Genomic DNA, 22095 nt, shown 5'->3' on the forward strand with positions numbered 1-22095 from the left:
TCAATCTCCTTGGGTCAGAAACGGCGTGAGGAAAACGCGTCTAGCCATGCAGGCGCTGTTCCTTCGATGAGTTGGCTTACCAGTTGCCCTGTTACTCCCGCCAGTGTCAAGCCAAGGTGCTGATGACCAAAGGCGTGAATCAGGCGCGGTTCGTTCGGCGAGACGCCAATGACCGGTAGCGAGTCCGGCAGCGACGGGCGAAAGCCCAGCCAGCGCCTCGCCACTGGCTGGCGAAGGCCAAGCACGCGCCGTACCCGTTGCTCCAGGTACTCGTAGCGCCTGGGGTTGGCTGGGTCATTGATCGAACCCAGCTCCACGGTGCCGGCCACGCGCAGGCGACCCGCCATGGGGGTCATGTAGAAGGCGCTTTCGACCGGGCAGCAGGGGCGTTCGAGCAAGGTATCCTCCAGGTCGAACTCGATATGGTAGCCACGCTCGGTATCCAGCGGGATGCGATCGCCCAGTTGCTGCGCGAGGGCGGCAGACCAGGCTCCGCCGCACAGCACCACGCGTTCGGCGAGCAGGCTGTGGCCATCGGCGCAGTCCAGTTGCAGTGCATTGCTGCGTCGAACAAGGCGCTGCACGGTGCTGAAACACAGGGTGCCATCGAGCAGCAGTGGCGCTGCCAAGTCCTCGAAGAAGCGCTTTGGATCATCCAGATGGGAAGATTTGGGGAAGAGGATGCCGCCTACCGTCTTGCCGGCAAGTGCGGGCTCAAGTGCTTCGAGTTCGTCGCGACTCAAGCGCTGTTGAGGGATGCCGAAGCGGTCACGCAGCGCATAACCGACTTCGGCGCCACGCAGGCTGTCCAGGCTGGAGTAGGCATAGATGCAGCCTTTATGGCGCAAGTGCTTTGCGGCTACAGGCGCCTCATCCAGCAGTGGTGCATACCCCTCGTAGGTGTGTTGCAGCAATTGTGCAAGGGCCGTCGCGTTGCGCTGGAAATGATGAGGCCGGCACTGATTCAGGAAGCGGGCAAGCCAGGGCATCAAACGCGGCAAGCGAGACCACCGCACCACAAACGGCGAGTCCGCCGAGAAGAGCAGGCGTGGTATGTCGCGCAGCAGGCCAGGTTGTGCGATAGGCATGCAGCCATAGGGCGCAAATGTGCCCGCATTGCCATAGGAGGCACCTGCAGCGACCGCATCGCGCTCCAGCAACACCACATGGTAACCCTGGCGGCGCAGCCACAAGGCAGTGGCAACGCCGACCGCACCGGCACCAATTACAGCGACTTCACAACGCTCTGGCATCTTCATCTAGGCTTCAGACCCTGTCGAACATATGCAAATGGCCTTGCTGCGCGAAACGGGCAACGACATCCAGGGCCTGGACGAGCTGCGCGCGAGACTTGGCCGCGGAAAGGTTGATGCGCACCGCATTGGGCGACTGGTCATGGCGCAAGCTGAACGCCCCGCCGGGCAGTAGCCCGACGCCATGCTCCCGGCAAAGGCGGGCGAAACGTGACGCGCTCCAAGGTTCAGGCAGCTGCAGCCAGGCATGTGTGCCAACATCGCTGGCCTGGTAGTGCAGGCCCTTGAGGTGCTCTGCGAGCAAGGCCTGGCGTTCGCGCAACTCCTCGCGCTGATGGGCAATCAGTGCCTCGCTGACGCGATCCTCGATCAAGCGTGTCGCGATCAGCGCGTTAAGCGGCGAAATGCTCCAGCAGTCGATGCGCAAGGTGGTGGCGATGTTCTGCAGCTGTTCGGGCGGCGCGACGACGAAGCCGATGCGCAGGCCCGGTGCGATGCATTTGGAGAGGGCGGTGACATAGAACGTTCGCGCAGGGCGGCGCAACATGAATGTCTCGTCCCTGTGCTCGAGCAACGGGCGATAGACATCGTCCTCGATCAGCCAGAGGTCGTCGTGTGGTGCAAGTACTTCAAGAAGGTCCGCGCGACGTTGCGCGTCGAGGGTGATGGCGGTCGGGTTGTGGATCGACGGCACGAGGAACAGCACCCGTGGCGCGTAGGTCGCGATAGCCTCGCCCAGGGCTTGAGGGTTCATGCCCCGCTCATCCCCCTCTACGCCAACCAGGTTCAGCCCCAATGACCGGCACAGGGCGTTGATGCCTTGATAGGTAATGCTGTCGGCCAACACGGTGTCACCTGCCACTGTCATGGCGCGCAGGATGCAGGCGATGCCGTGCTGGGCCCCCTCGGTGATCACCACATTGCTGGCTTGAGCGGGTACATCCAGTGAACGCAACCAGGTCGCCGCGGCTTCTCGCGCCCAGGGCATGCCTTCGGAGGGGTGATACTCCTTCATCCCGGTAAAGCGCGGGTCGCTGGCCAGACGCGGCAGGAGGGTGGCCAGAGCCTGGGTGTAGGCATCGGTAGCGGGGCGGTTGACGCTGAGGTCGATCATGCCGGGGGCATCGCTTGGCGCCGACTGGAACTGCACCTGTACCTGGCGCGGCACCGCGACCTGGGTGCCCCGGCCTGGGCGACTCTCGACCAGGCCTTGCTCCTGCAGCACGGCCATGGCGCGGGTCACGGTGGTGATGTTGATGCCCAGTTCGCCGGCCAGCTCGCGATGGGGTGGAAGACGTTCGCCCGGACGCAGGGCGCCACTGCGAATGGCTTCGGCAAGGGAGGAGGCCAGTTGCGCGTAGAGTGTTTCGGCGCTGTCGCGCTGCAGCAGGGTATCCGTCTTTAGGGCAGCAAGTAGCTCTTTGAATGGGCTCATGGCCTGATTTTTCCTTGTGCTTATCCTGCGCGTAGCAGGATAACAGCTGGGCTTGTCCTGTATTCTTACCCATGACAAACGATATTGACAAGACATATATGGGTTGATAGCTTCGAATTGTACTGCTTGTCATGCATTACAATAATACGAACCCCTACGGTAGGAATTCGCCATGACAGATCAGCCGTTCCACAGCCTGGCGCGCAGCCCGCTTGCATTGCTTCCGGCTCCAGGGGGCCACGGCAGGCGCCCAGAATATCCGGCGTCGCATCACATTTCATCACCCGATGTCTCGTTCGGCGAGGCTAGCTTGTACGGCAACACGCAGGATCAGGAGGTGCACCCATGAGCAATTCGCTGAAGCTGGATGAACCGCGTGAACGCCGGCTGAGTGGCGCCTTGCGCCAGCGGCACATCACCATGATTTCGCTGGGCGGCATCATTGGTGCCGGCCTGTTCGTTGGCAGCAGTGCAACCATTGGCGCGATCGGCCCCGCAGCGTTTCTCAGTTATCTTGCCGCCGGCATCGTGGTGATGCTGGTCATGCGCATGCTCGGTGAAATGGCGGTGGCGATACCGGGCGTTGGATCGTTTACCGAGTACGCGCGACTGGGGCTGGGCAATTGGGTCGGTTTCACCAGTGGCTGGTTGTACTGGTACTTCTGGGTCATTGTCGTGGCGGTGGAGGCGGTGGTTGGAGCCGACATATTGAAGCAATGGATTCCGCTGCCCGCCTGGGCCATCGGCCTGAGCCTGTTGGCAATCATGACCGCCATCAATTGTCTGTCGGTGAAGTCCTATGGCGAGTTCGAGTACTGGTTCGCATCACTCAAGGTGTTCGCCATCATCGTGTTCATTGGCCTGGGTTGTGCCTATCTGTTCGGGTGGGCGCCTAGCACCGGCGCCTTGCTGGACAACCTGGTCAACGACCGCGGCTTCATGCCTTACGGCATCAGCGCCGTGCTCGCCGGCGTGCCAACAGTGATCTTCGCGGTGGGCGGCGCAGAAATCGCTACCATCGCTGCAGCCGAATCGGATGACCCTTCCAAGAGTGTCGCTGCGATGACCCGCTCGGTGATCTTTCGGGTGATCACGTTCTACGTCGTCTCCATTCTGCTGATCGTCTGTATCGTGCCCTGGGGCAGTATCGAGGCAGGGCATTCACCTTTCGTCACCGCCATGGAAGTCATGCATGTACCGGGTGCGACGCTGATCATGGAGGCCGTGGTTCTGGTTGCCGTGCTGTCGGCGCTGAACTCCGGGTTGTATGTGTCTTCGCGCATTCTGTTCGGCCTCAGCGAGCGTGGCGATGCGCCGGCCGCATTGTCGCAACTGACCGGGCACCGGGTACCGCGCTTGGCGGTATTGCTGAGCAGTGTGATTGGCTACATTGCCATCGCCGCAGCGATCGCGTCACCGCAAGGTGTTTTCCTTTTCCTGGTGAACGCCTCGGGCGCCATCATGTTGTTTGTCTACCTGGCCATCGCGGTCGCTCAAGTGCGGCTGCGCCGTCAACTGGAGCGCGAAGCGCCACAGCGCCTGACGCTGCGCATGTGGCTGTTCCCTGGTCTGTCCTACGCGGTTATCGCCGCCATCGTCGGGGTGCTTGTGGCCATGGCGTTCCAGGAAGGGCTGCGCACGCAATTGCTTGCCAGCCTGGTCAGCCTGGCGGTGGTTTCGGCGGCGCATCTGTTGGTGCGCAAGCGCCGGTTGCACGCCGGGCCGCGTGATACGCGCGTTGCATAATCGCACCGTCGGATCGAAACCCCGCCAACTGGCGGGGTTTTCTCATGAAGCGTCATTGGCAAGCGCGGTTTCCACAAATACATCGCATGCCTGGAGATTGTTGATATTCCTGTGGGAGCTGGCTTGCCGGCGATGGGCCTGCACTGACTACAGAGCTTTGGATCAGTGTCCGCATTGGTCGACAGCGGTCATCCCCGACCGGCAGCTAACGACCCATTGCGGCCATTCGCGGAGGCCAATAAACTGCCTATTGCGCCCCTTCGACCCTATCGCTCGATAGGTGATCATGGCGCACTTCGATACAGATATGGCCTAGTTCGAAGCTACTATCTTGGCCCTGTGGGGCTATTCCAAGCGTTGCTACAGTGGGCTCCATCAACCTCCACCCACTACGAGCAACTACCCATGAACAACCGCCTTGATTACTTCAAACTGTCTCCCCAAGCGTCCAACAAACTGGTGGAGCTCACCCTGCAACTGAGCAAGAAGCCGCTACTGGCCGATCTCGCCCACCTGATCATGTTGCGCGCTTCGCAGCTCAACGGCTGTTCGTTCTGCGTGGATATGCATGTGAAAGAGGCCAAGATCCATGGCGAGCGCGAGCTGCGTCTTCACCACGTGGCCGTCTGGCGTGAGTCACAGCTGTTTTCGCCAGCAGAGCGGGCGGCGCTGGAGTGGACTGAAGCCCTGACCCAACTGCCGCCTCATGGTATCTCCAACAGCCTGTATGCGAGTGCGCGTGAGCAGTTTTCCGAGCAGGAGCTGTCGGATTTGTCGTTCCTGATCGTCGCCATCAATGGCTGGAATCGCCTCAATGTGGCTTTCCAGGCGATCCCGGGCTCGTCCGATGAACTGTTCGGCCTGAACAAGGCCAACCTCAACTGAGTAACTTGCTGATCAACGCGCCAAGCTGCTCGCCTGGAGCAGTCGTGGCGCAGTTGGTAAAACTCAGGAGCAGACCTGACTGACGCTGCGATGAGGCAGCCCAGCGCGACAATGCTTGTATCGACATGCCCCTTGCCAGCACCTGCTCGGCCAGGGCGGTGTCACTTACGTCCTCCGGCAAACGCAGTACCAGGTGCATGCCGCCTGGCGAGCGTTCCACCTGCATACCCTTCGGTAAACTCCGCTCCAGTGCTTCGATGGTCAATGCCCGTCGCTCGTTGTAGAGGCGGCGCATGCGTTGGATATGCCGAGCGAAGTGTCCCTCGGCAACGAACTCCGCCACCAAAGCCTGGGTAATTGACGGTGACCCGGCAGCAAACAAGGCCCGGCCGACGCGCTCGAACGCTGCCACCTGCGCCTGTGGCACCACCAGATAAGCCAGACGAATACCGGGAAACAGCACCTTGCTGAAGGTGCCGGCATACAGCACGCGCCCATGGCGATCCAAGCTGGCCAGCGCTGGAAGTGGACGGCTGACGTAGCGGTACTCGCCGTCGTAATCGTCCTCGACAATCCAGCCACCGGTGCGGGCAGCCCAATCGAGTAGCAGTTGTCGGCGTGGCAGCGACAGTGCCATCGACAGCGGGCTCTGATGCCCTGGTGTCACCATGACGACCTGAGCAGCCCGAGAACCCGCGATGGCGTGTTCTACGTTCATGCCTTCGGCATCAACCGGCACCGCTTCCAGCTCCAGGCCGAACTGGCGAAGCACCTGGCGCGTAGTAGGATAGCCCGGGTCTTCCACCCAGGCGCACTCGCCTGGCTGCAACAAGGTATGTGCGACTAACGACAGGCTATTGCGCCAACCGCTGGTGATAAACACTTGATGGGCACCGCAATCGATACCTCGGGACACCTGCACATACGAGGCAATGGCGCTGCGCAACGCTGCCAGGCCGTGGGGTGCCGGATAGTCCAGATCTCCCAGACGCATCCCGCGTAGGTACCGAGCACCGAGACGCGCCCATATCTTGCGCGGAAATGCATCCAGCGCCGGTACCCCCATCTGGAACGGCAACAGCTGCGGTGGACGCCAGAGCGAATCAGGTGCGTCTTCGATCACTTGGCTGCTGACTGGTAATGCGGTGGCCGCCGACACGGACTTCTGCAGTTCAGGATTGATTACGGTGCCTTTCTGCCCGAGCGCCAGGAGGTACCCCTCGCTGGCCAGCAGCGAATAGGCCAGTTCGACGGTGCCACGGGCCACCCCCAGCTCCTTAGCCATGGCGCGCGCCGACGGCAAGCGGTCACCGGGGGACAACGTGCCAGCGGCAACGGCGGCCAGCACGCGGTCGTACAGTTGACGATACAGGGGCAAGGCGGACTGCTCTTCCAAGGGAGCAAAAGGCGGCTTGGTGGAGGTCATCATGGCCTAGTTCATATCCCATTTCTTGGCTCAATCAAGTGGGTCAATGGTAGTCCAATATAGCGCCATCACCTACTCATGAGGGCGCCTCCCATGACATTCCCTTTGCACAACTTCATACCCAGCGTGCTCGACCTGGCCGACACGGCCCTGCGTCCCCTGGACAGTACCCATGACCTGTGCAGCGCATTCCCGGTAATGCAGCAATTGCGCCCTCATCTGACGAGCGAAGCCGACTTCGTCAGCCGGATCGAGCGTATGCGTGTTGAAGGCTATCGCCTGATTGGCGCTTATGACTCAGGCGTTCTTGTGGCACTGGCTGGTTACCGCTTACAGGAAAACCTGGTCTACGGCGCATTCCTGTATGTCGATGACCTTGTAACCGCCGAGGCTCAGCGGGGAGGTCAGTGGGGGTCGCGCTTATTGCAAGCCTTGGAGCGACTGGCCCGCGCCAGCGGTTGTGCACGCCTGGTGCTCGACACGGGTTTGTCCAACGCCCGCGCGCAACGTTTCTACTTCCGTGAAGGCCTGTTGACGGGTGCACTGCGCTTTCAAAAACAGTTCGATACTCCATAACCCGCATGCACATCCAAGGAGGCAAACCTCATGACATCGTCCCAACAGCCACTTGCTCCTTTGCGCATTCTTCGCCTGGTCACCAGCCCCAATGCAGAGGCTTCGGAAAGTCTGAAGCTGTCCCAGCAGATCCTATTTGCCTTGGCCAGTCAGGCCGGTAGAAGGGGTATCCAGTTGACCGATTTAGACCTCAACACCTTGGCCCCAGTTGATTCGCCTTACGCCCAGGCGTTGGCCAATCAGCGCGTAGTCATAGCAAGCGGTCAGAAGGGTACGTTGAGCCGTTCCGACGAGTTGATCGACCAACTACAGGCATGCGACGTACTGCTGATTGCCACGCCGATGCACAACTATAGCGTGCCCGCCCCACTCAAGATGTGGATCGACCACGTGGTACGCGTGGGCAAAACGTTTTTGGGCACCGCCGAAGGCAAAGTCGGAAATCTGACGGATCGTCCGGTTTACGTCGCAATCGCTAGCGGGGGCTATATCAGCGGCCCACAGGCCCGTCAACCGGACTTTCTGCGCCCCTACCTGTCCGCCGTCCTTGCCACCATCGGTCTCACTCAGGTGCATTACTTCACCGTTGAGGGTACCGCCAAGGGGGGGGAGTCACTGAATACTGGAAGGGCAACAGGGTACGGTGATGTGCAGGCGTACTTTGTTAGGCATAGCCGTCGAGTGGATCAAGTCTAAAGTCCGCTTCAGGGCCGACATCTACTCCAAGCGTTTAGGTTTGCATCTCAACTGGGCCGTATGCCAACAAGCGGCCACGCTCTTCATCGCTCATACAAAGGAAAAGAAATCATGAATCGTCTCAATTGGTTTGAAGCTTCGCCTGGTGCAGCTAAGGCCCTCGGCGGCCTGCATCATTTCGTGACCACCGCGACAAATTTGCCAGCCTCGTTGATCCACCTCGTGTTTCTCAGAGTGTCTCAAATCAACGGCTGCGCTCATTGCATTGATCTTCACTCACGCGATCTGATCAAAGCAGGTATGTCAGTGGACAAGGTGCTGTTAGTGCCGGTATGGCATGAAGCGCAATATTTGTTCTCGGATCAGGAGCGCTCAGCACTGGCTTGGGCGGAAGAAGTCACCAGGGTAAGCGAGACACAGGTATCCGACGAAGCTTATGCAGCCGCATCGGCGATGTTTGCAGAAAAGGATCTTGTTGACCTGACAGCGGCGATTGCCGCAATGAATGCGTTCAACCGTATGGGCGTCAGCTTCCGACTCAAACCTGCGGCTAGGGCTTGATGACCTAGTGACTCGGCCTGGAGAGGTAATACTTCGAAGACGGCACCTCGCTCCTATCGCGTACCGTCTGCTTCAGGCCAATTGCTGCCCTTTCCGAACGACCGCTATGGGTCGAAGGCGGTCATTCGCGCCTGGCCGCTTTCGACCCACTGCGGCAACATGCACTCCACGGGTCAACGCTATCGATTACGAACGTAGTCGCTCTATTCCCGAGAAGCACACAGATCACTAAATACCGAGCCCAAAGAATGCACACCCGTATCCTGAGGATCGCTTCGCGTCACGCACCCAAGGCAGGAGCCGTATGCGGTAGTTCCGCGCGTACGGATCTGTGCGGGGGTGGCAGGTAACTGCCATCCCTACCGCGACCCCGTAATGGACACTCGCCTTAATACTATTCGCGCCCAGAGGCCGGGAATTGAGTACCGGACGATCAGGTCAGAGCCGCAGCCAGTGCGCGCAAAGGATCTAGTTTCGATGCTTGACAGCAGCACTGCATGTGATGGGGAAGTTGACCGAATTGGCAATAAAACACTCATGGTGAGCATCGTCATGGAGACGTTTTGCCAGATCCAGATCCGATTCGTTGCTGATCATGACCTGAGGCCTTAACTCTGCGCTCTTGAAATGGCCTTTGCGCTGGCCATCAGCTTCAACCATCCGGCCCATCGGGTGGTCGACGTATTCCAGTACGTTCACCTTGTTGACTGCGCACAGATGAAGATACCAAAGCTTGTGACAGGCCGAGATAGAGGCCAGCAACATGTCTTCCGGGTTCCAGCGTTCGGGATTTCCGCGAAAGGCAGGGTCGGCGGAGCCCAGGATAGGTGTTTTGCCTGGAGCTTCCACATTGAAGTCTCTTTGGTAAGCCGTGTAGCTGGCAGTACCATCACCCGTGTTGCCTATCCAATTTACGGCGACAGCGTAACTGTGTTCTTTCATGCTCACTCCTTTGACGAAAGATGGCCAGAAAAACTCCGCGCCGCTTGGGCACAGTTATTGTGCACTCCCTGGATGGTTTTCCACTAGCCCTGCATTTTTAGCGGTGCATGAGAAAGTTGTGCACAAGCAACGAACCGGGAAGAGGACAGCTATCAATGTCTGTTATGGGTCGAAGGCGGACGCTCGCGATTGACTGCGTTCAAAATAAGCTGGCATATGTCTCGGATTGAATGAGTGTGACTTACTCCCAGAATGGTGGGCAGACTAATCCCCTTCTCGTATCATTGCTCCTCCTCATCTGGAATGATTTTCGTGAAGCCTTCAACTGGAAGTGTCTCGCTGACCCAATCGAATTCTAATGGACCGAAATGGGATGCCGGAGAAGCTGTAAGCCAGCTTTCCTGGGACGACTTGCGTATCATCAAAACGCTGAGTGACTGTAGCAACCGCGCGGCCACGGCCAAGAAGCTTGGCATCAATGTGTCCACCGTCTCGCGCCGGGTCGCGCAGGTTGAGAAGACGCTTGGGGTCGCGCTGTTCGATCATCGTAAGGCGGGGTATCTGCTGACTGCCGAGGGTGCCGAACTGCGTGCACTGGCCGAGCGCGTTGAACTGGACATCGTCAGTGTCACCCGCAGGGTTTCTCGCGCCGGCCAAGGCCCGCTGGGGAAACTGCGAATCACCACCAGCGACTCGCTGCTGCTGTACTTTCTAACGCCGATCATCGCGGACTTCAAAGCCCTCAATGAGGGGATCACCGTTGAGGTATTAGTCGGAAACCAGACGTTGAGTTTGGCGAGGGACGAGTCGGACATTGCGATACGTGCGACCAAAAAACCGGCAGATACCCTAGTGGGTCGCAAGCTCGCCAACATCGCCTGGGCGCCGTATCGCAGCGTCAAGCAGGCAGCGATTGCCGACCCCTTCGCTGAGGGGCAGTCGTGGGTATCCTACTCGGGAGGCCTGTGCGGATTGAAGGCAACGAGCTACGTCGAATGTCGGGTGCCCTCTGAGTTCATCTCCTACCGCACCGATTCCGTGGCGGCTGCGAGCGCGGCTATTGCAGCAGGTCTCGGTTTTGGCTTCCTCCCCTGCATGCTGGGCGACATTACCCCAGGATTGGTTCGGGCAGGCCAAGTAGTTCAGGAGCTTCAGGATGAGCTATGGTTGCTTACCCACCAGGACATCAGGAAATCCTGGCGGGTGAAAGCATTCATGACGTTCTGCGCCGCTGCCGTGGCCGACCTCAAACCGCTGGTCGAAGGTCAGCGGGCCATCCCGGTTTCATAGCGGAAACCGGGAGCACCGTTCATTTGGCGTGGGCGCCGATGACGGCTCGACACACGATCTCAATCAGCTGGGGACGCTGGGCGAGCCGCGATACACCGATGATATTGCTGGCCGCCTGCGGGCGTTCCTTGCCGTAAGCTGCCTTACGCACCTTGCCGACGACCGCAAAAGCAGCGTCCATGTCCAGCACATACAGCGTTTCCTCAACGACATCCTGCATCGTGGCGCCATACAGGGCGAGCAACTTGGCAATGTTGTCGTAGGAAACCCGCATCTGTTCGCCCATTGACGAAAAATCGCTCGGACGACCGTCAGCATCCAGTGGCGCCGGCGCTACCAGGTTGCCTTCTTCGTCATGGTTGAACTGCCCCGAGATGAAAATCTCGTTCCCGACTCGCCGCGCCTGCGGATAGCCGTAGCCCTCTTCCCATGGAACGCCCCAGTAGGCGGTGTCGTCGTTGAAAGGTCGTGAAGCGGCCATTGGATTCTCCTTGGCGAAAAATGGATCGACGTGATCCGACTGGCCGAGATCCTAGCACCGGATTGGACGCTACCTGTGGTGCAGTTTTGCTCCCTCAAGAGCGCAAAAATGCGCCACCGTTTCGCTGAGTGTTTCGCTATCTTGTGCTGGCACTCGGCGACAACCCGCCGGGGAAACTCTCGCCACCGTTCAACAAAAGGGAAGAACAATGAGCAATCCACACACTGAAGTCCTGACCCCGCTCAACAGCCAACTGATCTTCATCGATCAGCAACCGCAGATGGCTTTTGGCGTACAAAGCATTGACCGGCAGACGTTGAAGAACAACACCGTGGGCCTGGCCAAAGCAGCCAAGATCTTCAATGTCCCCACCATCTTCACCACGGTCGAAACCGAGAGTTTCTCCGGCCATACCTACCCCGAACTGCTCGCGGTATTCCCTGATGCGCCGTTGCTGGAGCGCACCTCCATGAACTCCTGGGACGACCAGAAGGTTCGCGACGCGCTGAAAAAGAACGGTCGGAACAAGATCATTGTTTCGGGCCTGTGGACTGAGGTCTGCAACACCACCTTCGCACTGTCCGCCATGCACGATGCGGGCTACGAGATCTACATGGTTGCCGACGCTTCCGGCGGCACGACCAAGGAAGCACACGACTACGCCATGCAGCGCATGATCCAGGCGGGCGTAGTGCCAGTAACCTGGCAACAGGTGCTGCTGGAGTGGCAGCGCGACTGGAAAAACCGCGACACCTACGATGCGGTCATGGAACTGGTCAAAGAGCATTCGGGTGCCTACGGCATGGGCGTCGACTACGCCTACACCATGGTGCACAAAGCGCCAGAGCGTGTTCAGCACGGCCCTACCTTGGCGCCCGAGGCCGCATCGATCTGAGACCTGATCAGCCCCAAAGTTGATTTTATGCTCAACAAGCGGGGCCGGAACGAACCGATCCGGGCGATCAGTCATGACGGAGTGTTTGAAGCTTCAGAAGATGCTTCACCGAATAGTGCCGCCCGGATCAATTCATCTTCAGATTTTTTCAGGACGAATTGATCTCCATGAACAGTGCTAAAGGCATCGTTATAGCCTCCGTCGCGATTAAGTCGACGGGGCGGCTTAAACCATGGCAAGTCAAAACGGCCAAGCAGCTGATGTTGGATCATCTGGATATCGGCATTTCGGTCACCGCACTTGCGGAAGCATGCGGACTGTCGCGCAGCTATTTCTCGCGCAGGTTCAAGGAATCCACACAGGTCTCTCCTCAGCAGTGGTTGCGTGAGCAGCGGCTGAGGAAGAGTAAAGAACTGCTAGAGACATCGACGATGATGCTCGCCGAGATCGCCCTAGAGTGCGGCTTCTCCGATCAGCCACATTTCTGCCGAGCGTTTATGAAATCCGAAGGCCTAACGCCTCAGGCATGGCGGCAACAGGTGGCTTAGCCGGAACTGTGTGCCGCTAAATTCGGCGTGTACTGCCTTCGTAGATTTCGCTTGCTAGCTCTCCTTTCCGGCATAGATGTGGTACTAAGGTACTACGGCTCTCCGAGACAATTTCCTGAAGGACCGCTATGGGTCGATAGCCGCCATTCGCGATCGATCGCCTACGGCTCTAAGCGGACGCCAAGGATAGCTGTTGTCATAAGCGCGGCACGTACTCTGTGGGAGCGGGTTTACCCGCGAAGCAGGCGCGGCCGTGGATGGCACCGGCTGTGCCGGTGTTCGCGGGTAAACCCGCTCCCACAGAATATGCACCTGGCTTACGTCTAGGTTGCCTTTCGCCAACCACCGATTGTCAGCTCCATCGACCTCCAGGTCTGCCGCCCGGTCAACCGGGAGACCCTAGGCCGCGATGGTGAACCAATGGACGTCTTTGCTGACAATGAAATGTCGAGCCGCAGTGATGTGGTCGGGCAACTGATCGTGGCGTTTTCCCTGATTCTGCTGTTGGCCTTGTTACTGGGGCTGTTCTCCCTCTACCGCCTCGCCGGGGCGCTGGACACTCGACAAGTGGAGCAAAGCCGCTTCTATGCTGAGTCCGCCATGGCCCAGCTGCAGAAGAACGACAAGACATTCCTGCTGACCCATGCCAACTGGCAGGCCGCCTACGATCACTTGGGCGGGCAGGTCGATACACATTGGGCATACGACGAGGACAACGTCGGCGCCACGCTCTATACCTCCGATGGGTACGATGGTGTATATGTGCTCGATGATGACGGTACCCGGTACGCAATCCTGGACGGTAAGCTCAGCCCGCAGGGCCTGGAGCAGCATACCGTCAGTGCCGGGAAGATCCTGCAGGAGGCTCGTCAAGCAGCGCAGCACGAACAGGCGACTTCAGGTTACCTGGTGTTTCGTGGCCAGCCGGCAGTGTACGTCGCTGCACTGATCCGCCCGCAGACCCAGCCGGCCCGCCCGCCGGGACCAACTGCGGTGTTGGTGTTCATTCGGGTCCTATCGCCACAGGTGCTCTTGCCGCTGGGCCAGTCCGCGGGGCTGTCCGGCCTGGCCGTGGGCGATTCGGCCGAGCAGCGCCAAGGGCGCGGCGCTCTGCCACTGGAAGGCAGCGGCCACGCGTTGACATGGGATATACCGCAGCCTGGCACTGAACTGATCCAGACAGTGATTGCGCCCTTGGCTATTGCAGTGCTACTTATCGCGCTGAGCCTGGCACTGTTTGCACGCTATGCGATCCGCGCCAGCACCAGGATCGATCGCAGCCACCGTGCGCTGATGACTTCCAGGGCTGCCCTGCAGTCGAGTGAAGAGCGCTTCAAGGCGGTGGCCGAAGCTGCCTCGGACTGGATCTGGGAAACGGATGTGCTCCTTCGCCTGACCTACCTTTCGGACCGGTTCACCGCGCTCACCGGGCACCCAGTCGAAGCGTGGCGACAGCGCCCGATTACCGAGTTGCTGTCGTGTGATACCAGCAACCTGCGAACCAGTCTGCACAGCCTGGCCGCAACAGGCTCTTCCGGCACGCTGCGCTGCCAATACCAGGACCATCTGGGTCAACAGCGTATCTGCAGGATTTCTTCGCGCGCGATCGTGGCCGAGGGCGTGTGTACCGGCTTTCGTGGCACGTGCACCGACATCACCGACGAAGTGGCCGCCCATGCCCAGATTCAGCACCTGTCCTTGCATGACGCCCTGACCGGCCTGCCGAATCGCAACAAGCTATTCCGTTTCCTCGAGCAATCGACGCCTGGCGCTGAGCTGCCCCAGGTGGCGCTGCTGATGCTCGACCTGGACAACTTCAAGCCAATCAACGACAGCCTTGGGCATCCGACCGGCGACGCGGTGCTGCTCGAGGTAGCGAGCCGCCTCGGCCAAGTTACCCGTGACAGTGATCTGGTCGCCCGCCTGGGAGGCGATGAATTCATCGTCGTGCTGACCCGGCCAGGCGATCACCAGGACCTGGACCGATTCTGCATGCGCGTGATCGAGGCGATCAGGCGCCCCATACAAATCGAAGGGCATGTCGTGCAAGTGGGAGTAAGCCTGGGTGTCGTGCTGTCGGCCGAGTACCCCGGTACGCCAAGCGATCTGATCCGGCACGCCGACGTGGCCCTTTACAGCGCCAAGCAGGCGGGCAAGAACACCTGGCGCTTCTTTTCGGCACAGATGAACGCCGCATTGATGGAGAAGCGTGTGCTGGAAGGCGAGCTGCGCGAGGGCATACCGCGTGGCGAGCTGGTGCTGCATTTTCAGCCGCGCTTCAAGGTCGATGGGGTCTCGATCGCATCGGCCGAGGCCCTGGTGCGCTGGCAACACCCGCGCCTGGGCCTGCTCCGCCCGGACCATTTCATCCCGCTTGCCGAAGAGTCCGACCTGATCGTGCTGCTTGGCAACTGGGTGCTGCAGGAAGCCTGTATCAAGGCGCGGGGCTGGCCGCAGGCAGTGATGGTCTCGGTCAACATGTCGCCGGCCCAGTTCAGCCGCAGCGATGTGGTCCGCGACGTCGGCGACGCATTGCGCGCCACCGGGTTGCCGGCCCACCGCCTTGAGCTGGAAATTACCGAGAACGTCATGCTCAACGATGTTGAAGGCGCACTGCACACCATGCTTGCGCTGAAGGAGCTGGGCGTGCGCCTGAACATGGACGACTTCGGGACCGGTTACTCCTCGCTGGGCTACCTGCGTACCTACCCGTTCGACAGTATCAAGATCGATAAGCGCTTCGTGCAGCACCTGGGCAAGAGCGGCAGCGACCGTAGCGTGGTCCAGGCCATCATCAACCTTGGCAATGCAATGGGCATGACGGTGACTGCCGAAGGTGTCGAGACCGCCGAGCAACTGGCCTTGCTCAGCGATGACCAATGCCATGAAGTACAAGGCTTTCTGCTCAGCAAACCGCTGGAAAACGAGGCGCTGATGGGGATGATGAAAGACCAGGTATCGTTAGCGCAATGACGCCTTGCAGGGGAGGCAGGTTCATTCGGATGCAAACGAAGGCCGTTCCGCGAACCATGCCACCGCCAGCTCCTTGAACGCCTCAGCCGAAGGCGTCAGCGGATAGCGTTGATCATGCGCCAGCACGATGCTGTGCGTGGGCAATTTCTCCTCGGTCGGCCGGCATACCAGCGCTTGGCCATCATAGCTGCGATCACCAAATGGCCGTGTGTAGATCAGCGCCACGCCAAACCCGTTGGCGACCAGGCTACGCTGCATCTCGAAGGTGCGCACACGGTGCACAGCGGCGGGCGAAAGATCGTAGAAGCTGAACAGATCCAGCACATGCTGCCAGCTGTGGACCTGATCGGTGACTACCAGGGTGTATTCGGACAGCGCTTTGAGGCTGACACGCGACTCCTTGGCCAACGGGTGATCGGCAGCCAGCAGTACCTGAGCGGTCAGCTGGCACAGCTGGGTGCATTGAGTGTTCGGCGGCAGGCCCAGATCGTAGGTGATCGCCAGCTCTATCGCGCCCTCACTCAGCCGCTTGCCAACATAATCGAAGCTGCCTTCGCGCATATCGACCGTTACCCTCGGGCAGGACTCCTGCATCCGGCGCACGATCTGTGGCAGGCAATAGGGCGCCAGGTCTTCAAAACACCCGACCACCAACTCTCCGACACACTCTCCGGCATTGGCATTGATCTCGGCAAAGGTCCGAGCCTCGCTCAGCACGCGGCGGGCCTGGACCATGACGGTACGCCCGAACGGGGTCAGCGATATGCCGAGGCCACGTTGGCGCACGAAAATCGATTGGCCCAGCACCTCTTCCAATTCGGTGATGGCCGCCGAAATGGAGGGCTGCGAAACATGAAGCTCCATGGCGGCAGTCGTCAGGTTCCCGTGCTTGGCCGCTGCGAGCGCGTAGCGCAGTTGTCGCAGAGTGAACTTCATAGGTTTTTCCGTTGTGATACATCAGGACATATTATTTTATCCTTTTTTGAGGTTGTGAAATATTTCCTCTGTGCAGTGGCCACCGATCACAGGTGCCACGCCGATGCCGATTGCAAGGCTGATCAGCCAGTTTGGCGACCCTCTTGGGGCCGGATGCCCTCAACTACTGCAATCCATGTTCTTGTTTGGGAGCGTCACAATGAAAATTACAAAGGCTCTGCTGACCACGACACTGTCTTTCGGGCTGCTGGCGGCCACTGGTGCCAGCCAGGCAGCCGGCTGGTGCGAGTCTGGCAAACCGGTGAAATTCGCCGGATTGAACTGGGAAAGCGGGATGCTGCTCACGGACGTGATGCAGTTCGTGCTGAAAAATGGATACGGCTGCGAAACCGACAGCCTGCCGGGTAACTCCATCTCCATGGAAAACGCCCTGAGCAGCAACGACATTCAGGTGTTTGCCGAAGAGTGGGTAGGGCGCAGCGAGGTCTGGAACAAGGCCGCTGCTGCCGGCAAGGTCGTTGGCGTTGGCGCGCCGGTCGTTGGCGCGGTCGAAGGCTGGTACGTGCCGCGTTACGTGATCGAAGGCGACCCCAAACGCAAACTCGAAGCCAAGGCACCAAACCTCAAGACCATCGCCGATCTTGGCCAATACGCCCAGGTCTTCAAGGACCCGGAAGAGCCGGACAAGGGGCGATTCTACAATTGCCCGGCCGGCTGGACATGCGAGCTGGACAACAGCGAGATGCTCAAGCACTACGGCCTGGAAAACAGCTACACCAACTTCCGCCCGGGCACCGGCCCGGCACTGGATGCTGCGGTGTTGTCGAGCTACAAGCGTGGCGAGCCGATCCTGTTCTACTACTGGTCACCGACGCCGCTGATGGGCCTGGTCGACCTGGTGAAGCTGGATGAGAAGCCAGGCGTCGATAAAACCCTGGCCATCAAAGTGGGCTTGTCGAAGGCCTTCCACGAGCAGGCGCCGGAACTGGTGGCGGTGCTGGAAAAGGTCAATCTGCCGATCGACCTGCTGAACCAGAACCTGGCGCGCATGAGCAAGGACCGTATCGAGTCGCCGGAACTGGCCAGGTTGTTCCTCAAGGAGCACCCCGAGGTCTGGCACAGCTGGGTCAGCGAAGACGCAGCCAAAAAGGTGGACGCGGCACTCTGAGCGTGTGGGCTCGTCCGGCTCCTGCCGGACCAGGCACGCGACAGTCCGTTTCATGCACTTGCTCGAGAGAATTCCATGTTTCCCAAGAACTTCACGTTTTCCATTGCCGACTGGGTCAATGGCTGGGTCGATGCGCTTGTAACAAACTACGGTGACGTGTTCCGGCATATCTCCGACACCCTGCTGTGGGCCATCGTCAACCTCGAAGGCCTGCTGCGCGCAGTACCCTGGTGGCTGATGCTGGCCATCGTCGCCGGTATCGCCTGGCACGCCACCCGCAAAGTCGTGACCACTGCCGTGATCGTCGGCTTGCTCTTCCTGGTCGGCGCGGTCGGCCTCTGGGACAAGCTTATGCAGACCCTGGCGCTGATGCTGGTCGCAACGCTGATATCGGTCCTGGTCGGCATTCCGCTGGGGGTGCTGTCGGCACGCAACGATCGCTTGCGGGCGGTGTTGATGCCGCTGCTCGACATCATGCAGACCATGCCCAGCTTCGTGTACCTGATACCGGTGCTGATGCTGTTCGGCCTGGGCAAGGTGCCGGCGATCTTCGCCACCGTCATCTATGCCGCGCCGCCGCTGATTCGCCTGACCGACCTGGGCATTCGTCAGGTGGACGGCGAAGTCATGGAAGCGATCAACGCTTTCGGTGCCAATCGCATGCAACAGCTGTTCGGCGTGCAGCTGCCACTGGCGTTGCCGAGCATCATGGCCGGTATCAACCAGACCACCATGATGGCCCTGTCGATGGTGGTCATTGCCTCGATGATCGGTGCCCGTGGCCTGGGTGAAGACGTCCTGGTCGGCATCCAGACCCTGAATGTGGGCCGCGGCCTCGAAGCGGGCCTGGCCATCGTGATTCTGGCGGTCGTGATCGACCGCATTACCCAGGCCTATGGCCGACCACGGCATGGGGTGGGCAAATGAGCGTCAAACAGACAATGAACAAGATCGAAGTCAAGAATGTCTTCAAGATATTCGGTGCACGCGCCGAAGATGCCCTGAAACTGATCCGCCAGCAAAAAGCCAAGGATCAGGTCCTGGCCGAAACCGGCTGCGTGGTCGGGGTCAACGATCTCTCGTTGTCCATCGGCAGCGGCGAGATCTTCGTGATCATGGGGCTGTCGGGCTCGGGCAAGTCGACCCTGGTGCGCCACTTCAACCGCCTGATCGACCCGACCAGCGGCGAGATCCTGGTCGATGGCGAAGACATTCTGCAGTACGACATGCAAGCCCTGCGCGAATTCCGCCGGCACAAGATCAGCATGGTGTTCCAGAGCTTCGGCCTGTTGCCTCACCGCACCGTGCTGGACAACGTCGCCTACGGCCTGAAAGTCCGTGGCGAGAGCAAGGCCAGGTGCACAGAGCGTGCCCTGCACTGGGTCAACACCGTGGGCCTGAAGGGTTACGAAAAGTCGTACCCGCACCAATTGTCGGGCGGTATGCGTCAGCGCGTCGGCCTGGCCCGCGCCCTGGCTGCCGACACCGACATCATCCTGATGGACGAGGCCTTCAGTGCGCTCGACCCGCTGATTCGCGCCGAAATGCAGGACCAGTTGCTGGAGCTGCAAAAGACCCTGCACAAGACCATCGTCTTCATTACTCATGACTTGGACGAGGCAGTGCGTATCGGCAACCGGATCGCCATTCTCAAGGACGGGCGCCTGGTCCAGGTCGGCACGCCGAAAGAAATCCTCTACCAGCCTGCGGACGAATACGTCGATCGTTTCGTGCAACGTCGCGTAGCTTCGCTTTAAGGAACCGCGTGTATGTCGTTTGCCGAAAGAATCATCATCGCCGACGCGCCTGTGCGTTGGCAGGACGTGGTGGCTGTGGCCCGGCATGGCGCGAAGCTTGAGCTGGCCCCATCGGCCTGGGCGCGGATCGAGAACGCCCAGGCGATTGTCCAGCGCATCGTTTCCAGCGGTGACCGCGCCTATGGCGTGAACACCGGGCTTGGCGCCTTGTGCAATGTCTCGTTGCAGGATGAACAACTCAGCCAGCTGTCGCACAACACCTTGCTCAGCCATGCCTGTGGCGTGGGTGCGGCGCTGTCGGACGAACAGACCCGGGCGATCATGTGCGCCGCGATCATCAATTTCTGCCAGGGCCGTTCCGGCCTGCAGCGCAAGGTGGTCGAGGCACTGCTGACCTTGCTCAACCAGCACATCACCCCGCAGGTGCCGAAGCAGGGTTCGGTGGGGTACCTGACCCACATGGCACATATCAGCATCAGCTTGCTGGGCGTCGGCCAGGTCAGCTATCGCGGCCAGATCATGCCGGCGCAGCAGGCTTTGGCCGAGGTCGGCCTGGCGCCGGTCAAACTGGGTGCCAAGGATGGCCTGTGCCTGGTCAACGGTACCCCTTGCATGACCGGCCTGAGCTGCTTGTCTCTGGACGACGCCACTCGGTTGAGCCAATGGGCGGACGTTATCAGCGCCATGAGCTTCGAGGCCCTGCGCGGCCAGCTCGATGCCTTCGACCCTGAAATCATCGCTATGAAACCGCACCCCGGCATGCAGCGCGTGGGCAGCAACCTGCGTCGCCTGCTCGATGGCAGCGAAATCATTGCCAGCAGCCAAGGCATTCGCACCCAGGACGCCTTGAGCATTCGCTCCATTCCGCAGGTTCATGGCGCCGCTCGCGATCAGTTGGAGCACGCTGCGCGGCAGATCGAAACCGAACTCAACTCCACCACCGACAACCCGATGCTGCTGGGTACGCCCGAGTCGTATCGGGTGGTTTCCCAGGCGAATCCGCACGGCCAGTCGGTGGCCATGGCGGCCGACTTGCTGGCCATCGCGGTGGCCGAGATCGGGGCGATTGCCGAGCGTCGTCTCGATCGCTTGATCAACCCGTTGGTCAGCGGCTTGCCGGCCTTCCTGGTCAGCCAGCCGGGGGTGAATTCGGGCATGATGATCGTCCAGTACGTGGCCGCTTCACTGTGTGCGGAAAACCGTCAGCTGGCACAACCGGCAGTCGTCGACAATTACGTCACCTCCGGCCTGCAGGAGGACCATCTGAGCATGGGCACCAATGCCGGGTTGAAGCTGCACCGCGCCCTGGAGAACTGCACGCAGATCCTTGCCATCGAATACCTGTTGGCGGCCCAGGCCTTCGAGTTTCTCAAGGAGCAGCGCTTTGGCGCGGGTACCAGCGTTGCCTGGCGGTTGTTGCGCGAACGGGTCCCGGCGTATGCCCAGGACCGTTGGCTGGCCCCGGATATCGCCAGCAGCGCATCGATCCTGAAGGATCCAGGCGTGCTTGGCGCTGCGTTCCCCGACCTGCTATGACCGATGCTTGCGCGCGCTGTGCAGGCGTTTTGGCTGCCGGGTGCCGTACGGGATGTGTCCGTACGGCATGTTTTCCCAGCGACTTCTCTAGAGGATCGGTTTGCCGCCAGTGACCCCGTAACGTGAGCCACTGATGTAACTGCCCTCCTGGCAGTGCTGCTTTTGCGCCAGGTCCCCTGGCAACAGCAGGCATTGACGGCCCGCTGCCTCAACCCAGCGCGCGGTTTCCCGCGCATCTTCATGTTCATCGAGGCAGGCGATGGCAACGTCTGCTCCTTCGCGGGCATAGGCAATGGCAACCGCCCGGCCAATACCGCTGTCTGCTCCAGTGATAAGTGCAATTTGCCTTCCAGTCAGAACCGAATGAATCAACTGCCATGCGCCACAACCTTGGTCGGGTTCGGTATCGGTAGTCAGAACAAACATTCAACGAGCGCGTTACCACCTGCCTTTCCGATGGAATTATTCCCACCTTGTACTGCTCAATAGCGAATGAACCATCGATGTCGGGAGGTTCTTGGGTACTGCCGAAGGGCTTTCACCCTGCATTCAACCCACTTGTTCGGAGGTACTGACATGCAGCCGGAAACCGAAGGCTCCGAGGAGAAGGGGCCAAGTGACGTACCCTTTGTCAACGACCCGGAAAAGCCCACCTCGCCGCCCTTGAATGACGCTGATACCACGGATGCTGCGGAGGTGGAGCAAGAAATAGAGGACGATGACGAATCCATTCAGCCATGAGGAGTACACGATGGACAATTATCACCTCAGCCCGACATCGGACGGCTGGGAACTGAAGAAATTGGGTGCTGAACGGCCCCTCAGACGAGCGGCGACGAAGCAGGAGTTGGTCAGTGCCCTTGCGGATTTCTTCGATGGCAAGACGGCGTCAGTAAAAATCCACAAGGCGGATGGCACCCTCGAAGAGGAACGCACCTACCCACGTTCTGCCGACCCGCGCCATAGCAAAGGCTGAAAGCCCAAAAGTAGT

Annotated in this window: 21 protein-coding genes and 1 pseudogene; 15 read left to right on the plus strand and 7 right to left on the minus strand. The window is 60.0% G+C overall.

The features are described from left to right. Positions 1–14 precede the first annotated feature (14 nt). Positions 15–1259, minus strand: coding sequence for an FAD-binding oxidoreductase (locus CAF92_RS00750; protein WP_085598474.1), 1245 nt, complete (start codon positions 1257–1259; stop codon positions 15–17). A 7-nt stretch (positions 1260–1266) separates the two neighbouring features. Further along, positions 1267–2688 carry a PLP-dependent aminotransferase family protein gene (locus CAF92_RS00755; RefSeq protein ID WP_085598476.1) on the minus strand — a complete coding sequence of 474 codons (1422 nt, stop codon included), beginning with the start codon at positions 2686–2688 and terminating at the stop codon, positions 1267–1269. Between the two features lie 345 nt (positions 2689–3033). Here CAF92_RS00755 and CAF92_RS00760 point away from each other — a divergent pair, with 345 nt between their 5' ends. Next, positions 3034–4434, plus strand: a complete 1401-nt coding sequence (locus CAF92_RS00760; protein WP_046613774.1) for an amino acid permease — start codon at positions 3034–3036, stop codon at positions 4432–4434. A gap of 405 nt (positions 4435–4839) precedes the next feature. Next, on the plus strand, positions 4840–5319 hold the full coding sequence (locus CAF92_RS00765) for a carboxymuconolactone decarboxylase family protein (protein ID WP_012314955.1): 480 nt from the start codon (positions 4840–4842) through the stop codon (positions 5317–5319). Here the strand turns inward: CAF92_RS00765 and CAF92_RS00770 are convergent. Beyond that, a complete protein-coding gene (locus tag CAF92_RS00770; RefSeq protein ID WP_085598478.1) occupies positions 5312–6748 on the minus strand; it encodes a PLP-dependent aminotransferase family protein in 1437 nt (478 codons plus the stop codon). The two genes, CAF92_RS00765 and CAF92_RS00770, sit on opposite strands and share 8 nt — an antisense overlap. Positions 6749–6838: 90 nt before the next feature. Here CAF92_RS00770 and CAF92_RS00775 point away from each other — a divergent pair, with 90 nt between their 5' ends. From CAF92_RS00775 to CAF92_RS00785, 3 genes are all read left to right on the plus strand, one after another. Next, positions 6839–7321, plus strand: coding sequence for a GNAT family N-acetyltransferase (locus CAF92_RS00775; protein ID WP_084296589.1), 483 nt, complete (start codon positions 6839–6841; stop codon positions 7319–7321). 30 nt (positions 7322–7351) lie between these two features. Further along, the gene (locus tag CAF92_RS00780; protein ID WP_085598480.1) at positions 7352–8017 is read left to right on the plus strand and encodes an FMN-dependent NADH-azoreductase; all 666 of its coding nucleotides are present in this window, start codon (positions 7352–7354) and stop codon (positions 8015–8017) included. 111 nt (positions 8018–8128) lie between these two features. Then, complete coding sequence (locus CAF92_RS00785) at positions 8129–8578, plus strand: carboxymuconolactone decarboxylase family protein (RefSeq protein WP_012314951.1); 450 nt, start codon at positions 8129–8131, stop codon at positions 8576–8578. A gap of 468 nt (positions 8579–9046) precedes the next feature. Here CAF92_RS00785 and CAF92_RS00790 read toward each other — a convergent pair whose 3' ends face one another. Next, positions 9047–9520: an OsmC family protein gene (locus CAF92_RS00790; protein WP_085598482.1), complete on the minus strand. Its 474-nt coding sequence runs from the start codon at positions 9518–9520 to the stop codon at positions 9047–9049. Positions 9521–9823: 303 nt separating this feature from the next. On the opposite strand from CAF92_RS00790, the gene CAF92_RS00795 reads away from it, so the two are divergent. Further along, a complete protein-coding gene (locus tag CAF92_RS00795; protein WP_230385682.1) occupies positions 9824–10810 on the plus strand; it encodes a LysR family transcriptional regulator in 987 nt (328 codons plus the stop codon). Positions 10811–10829: 19 nt separating this feature from the next. On the opposite strand, the gene CAF92_RS00800 is transcribed toward CAF92_RS00795, so the two are convergent. After that, positions 10830–11291 (minus strand): RidA family protein, encoded by a 462-nt coding sequence (locus CAF92_RS00800; protein ID WP_084296594.1) that lies wholly within the window; start codon positions 11289–11291, stop codon positions 10830–10832. Positions 11292–11499: 208 nt separating this feature from the next. On the opposite strand from CAF92_RS00800, the gene CAF92_RS00805 reads away from it, so the two are divergent. The 3 genes from CAF92_RS00805 to CAF92_RS00820 all read left to right on the plus strand — a co-directional run bounded on the left by CAF92_RS00805 (position 11500) and on the right by CAF92_RS00820 (position 15707). Then, the gene (locus CAF92_RS00805) at positions 11500–12186 is read left to right on the plus strand and encodes a hydrolase (protein ID WP_084296595.1); all 687 of its coding nucleotides are present in this window, start codon (positions 11500–11502) and stop codon (positions 12184–12186) included. Between the two features lie 167 nt (positions 12187–12353). Then, positions 12354–12734, plus strand: a complete 381-nt coding sequence (locus CAF92_RS00810) for a helix-turn-helix domain-containing protein (protein WP_084296596.1) — start codon at positions 12354–12356, stop codon at positions 12732–12734. Between the two features lie 420 nt (positions 12735–13154). Beyond that, positions 13155–15707, plus strand: a complete 2553-nt coding sequence (locus tag CAF92_RS00820; RefSeq protein WP_085598486.1) for an EAL domain-containing protein — start codon at positions 13155–13157, stop codon at positions 15705–15707. A gap of 21 nt (positions 15708–15728) precedes the next feature. Here the strand turns inward: CAF92_RS00820 and CAF92_RS00825 are convergent, their stop codons facing one another. After that, the gene (locus tag CAF92_RS00825; protein WP_046613770.1) at positions 15729–16643 is read right to left on the minus strand and encodes a LysR family transcriptional regulator; all 915 of its coding nucleotides are present in this window, start codon (positions 16641–16643) and stop codon (positions 15729–15731) included. A 199-nt stretch (positions 16644–16842) separates the two neighbouring features. On the opposite strand from CAF92_RS00825, the gene CAF92_RS00830 reads away from it, so the two are divergent. The 4 genes from CAF92_RS00830 to hutH all read left to right on the plus strand — a co-directional run bounded on the left by CAF92_RS00830 (position 16843) and on the right by hutH (position 21104). After that, positions 16843–17811 (plus strand): ABC transporter substrate-binding protein, encoded by a 969-nt coding sequence (locus CAF92_RS00830; protein ID WP_085598488.1) that lies wholly within the window; start codon positions 16843–16845, stop codon positions 17809–17811. A 75-nt stretch (positions 17812–17886) separates the two neighbouring features. Continuing rightward, positions 17887–18738 carry a proline/glycine betaine ABC transporter permease gene (locus tag CAF92_RS00835; RefSeq protein WP_015270115.1) on the plus strand — a complete coding sequence of 284 codons (852 nt, stop codon included), beginning with the start codon at positions 17887–17889 and terminating at the stop codon, positions 18736–18738. Continuing rightward, positions 18735–19568: a glycine betaine/L-proline ABC transporter ATP-binding protein gene (locus CAF92_RS00840; protein ID WP_085598490.1), complete on the plus strand. Its 834-nt coding sequence runs from the start codon at positions 18735–18737 to the stop codon at positions 19566–19568. The genes CAF92_RS00835 and CAF92_RS00840 overlap by 4 nt, the downstream gene beginning before the upstream one ends. A gap of 12 nt (positions 19569–19580) precedes the next feature. Next, complete coding sequence (gene hutH / locus CAF92_RS00845; protein WP_085598492.1) at positions 19581–21104, plus strand: histidine ammonia-lyase; 1524 nt, start codon at positions 19581–19583, stop codon at positions 21102–21104. Between the two features lie 147 nt (positions 21105–21251). Here the strand turns inward: hutH and CAF92_RS00850 are convergent. Next, positions 21252–21530 (minus strand): annotated as a pseudogene (locus CAF92_RS00850) (SDR family NAD(P)-dependent oxidoreductase); the annotation flags it as partial. A gap of 150 nt (positions 21531–21680) precedes the next feature. Here CAF92_RS00850 and CAF92_RS27395 point away from each other — a divergent pair. Then, positions 21681–21845: a hypothetical protein gene (locus CAF92_RS27395; protein ID WP_178081754.1), complete on the plus strand. Its 165-nt coding sequence runs from the start codon at positions 21681–21683 to the stop codon at positions 21843–21845. A 10-nt stretch (positions 21846–21855) separates the two neighbouring features. Beyond that, positions 21856–22080 carry a DUF2188 domain-containing protein gene (locus tag CAF92_RS00855; RefSeq protein ID WP_085598494.1) on the plus strand — a complete coding sequence of 75 codons (225 nt, stop codon included), beginning with the start codon at positions 21856–21858 and terminating at the stop codon, positions 22078–22080. The last annotated feature ends 15 nt before the right edge of the window (positions 22081–22095 follow it).

Source organism: Pseudomonas sp. B10(2017), from assembly GCF_002113295.1.
Lineage (GTDB): Bacteria > Pseudomonadota > Gammaproteobacteria > Pseudomonadales > Pseudomonadaceae > Aquipseudomonas > Aquipseudomonas pudica.

Excerpts from the sequence above, each read along its gene's own strand:
- CAF92_RS00750 (WP_085598474.1), bottom strand. The coding sequence starts at position 1,259 with ATGAAGATGCCAGAGCGTTGTGAAGTCGCTGTAATTGGTGCCGGTGCG.
- CAF92_RS00755 (WP_085598476.1), bottom strand. The coding sequence starts at position 2,688 with ATGAGCCCATTCAAAGAGCTACTTGCTGCCCTAAAGACGGATACCCTG.
- CAF92_RS00760 (WP_046613774.1), top strand. The coding sequence starts at position 3,034 with ATGAGCAATTCGCTGAAGCTGGATGAACCGCGTGAACGCCGGCTGAGT.
- CAF92_RS00765 (WP_012314955.1), top strand. The coding sequence starts at position 4,840 with ATGAACAACCGCCTTGATTACTTCAAACTGTCTCCCCAAGCGTCCAAC.
- CAF92_RS00770 (WP_085598478.1), bottom strand. The coding sequence starts at position 6,748 with ATGATGACCTCCACCAAGCCGCCTTTTGCTCCCTTGGAAGAGCAGTCC.
- CAF92_RS00775 (WP_084296589.1), top strand. The coding sequence starts at position 6,839 with ATGACATTCCCTTTGCACAACTTCATACCCAGCGTGCTCGACCTGGCC.
- CAF92_RS00780 (WP_085598480.1), top strand. The coding sequence starts at position 7,352 with ATGACATCGTCCCAACAGCCACTTGCTCCTTTGCGCATTCTTCGCCTG.
- CAF92_RS00785 (WP_012314951.1), top strand. The coding sequence starts at position 8,129 with ATGAATCGTCTCAATTGGTTTGAAGCTTCGCCTGGTGCAGCTAAGGCC.
- CAF92_RS00790 (WP_085598482.1), bottom strand. The coding sequence starts at position 9,520 with ATGAAAGAACACAGTTACGCTGTCGCCGTAAATTGGATAGGCAACACG.
- CAF92_RS00795 (WP_230385682.1), top strand. The coding sequence starts at position 9,824 with ATGATTTTCGTGAAGCCTTCAACTGGAAGTGTCTCGCTGACCCAATCG.
- CAF92_RS00800 (WP_084296594.1), bottom strand. The coding sequence starts at position 11,291 with ATGGCCGCTTCACGACCTTTCAACGACGACACCGCCTACTGGGGCGTT.
- CAF92_RS00805 (WP_084296595.1), top strand. The coding sequence starts at position 11,500 with ATGAGCAATCCACACACTGAAGTCCTGACCCCGCTCAACAGCCAACTG.
- CAF92_RS00810 (WP_084296596.1), top strand. The coding sequence starts at position 12,354 with ATGAACAGTGCTAAAGGCATCGTTATAGCCTCCGTCGCGATTAAGTCG.
- CAF92_RS00820 (WP_085598486.1), top strand. The coding sequence starts at position 13,155 with ATGGACGTCTTTGCTGACAATGAAATGTCGAGCCGCAGTGATGTGGTC.
- CAF92_RS00825 (WP_046613770.1), bottom strand. The coding sequence starts at position 16,643 with ATGAAGTTCACTCTGCGACAACTGCGCTACGCGCTCGCAGCGGCCAAG.
- CAF92_RS00830 (WP_085598488.1), top strand. The coding sequence starts at position 16,843 with ATGAAAATTACAAAGGCTCTGCTGACCACGACACTGTCTTTCGGGCTG.
- CAF92_RS00835 (WP_015270115.1), top strand. The coding sequence starts at position 17,887 with ATGTTTCCCAAGAACTTCACGTTTTCCATTGCCGACTGGGTCAATGGC.
- CAF92_RS00840 (WP_085598490.1), top strand. The coding sequence starts at position 18,735 with ATGAGCGTCAAACAGACAATGAACAAGATCGAAGTCAAGAATGTCTTC.
- hutH (WP_085598492.1), top strand. The coding sequence starts at position 19,581 with ATGTCGTTTGCCGAAAGAATCATCATCGCCGACGCGCCTGTGCGTTGG.
- CAF92_RS27395 (WP_178081754.1), top strand. The coding sequence starts at position 21,681 with ATGCAGCCGGAAACCGAAGGCTCCGAGGAGAAGGGGCCAAGTGACGTA.
- CAF92_RS00855 (WP_085598494.1), top strand. The coding sequence starts at position 21,856 with ATGGACAATTATCACCTCAGCCCGACATCGGACGGCTGGGAACTGAAG.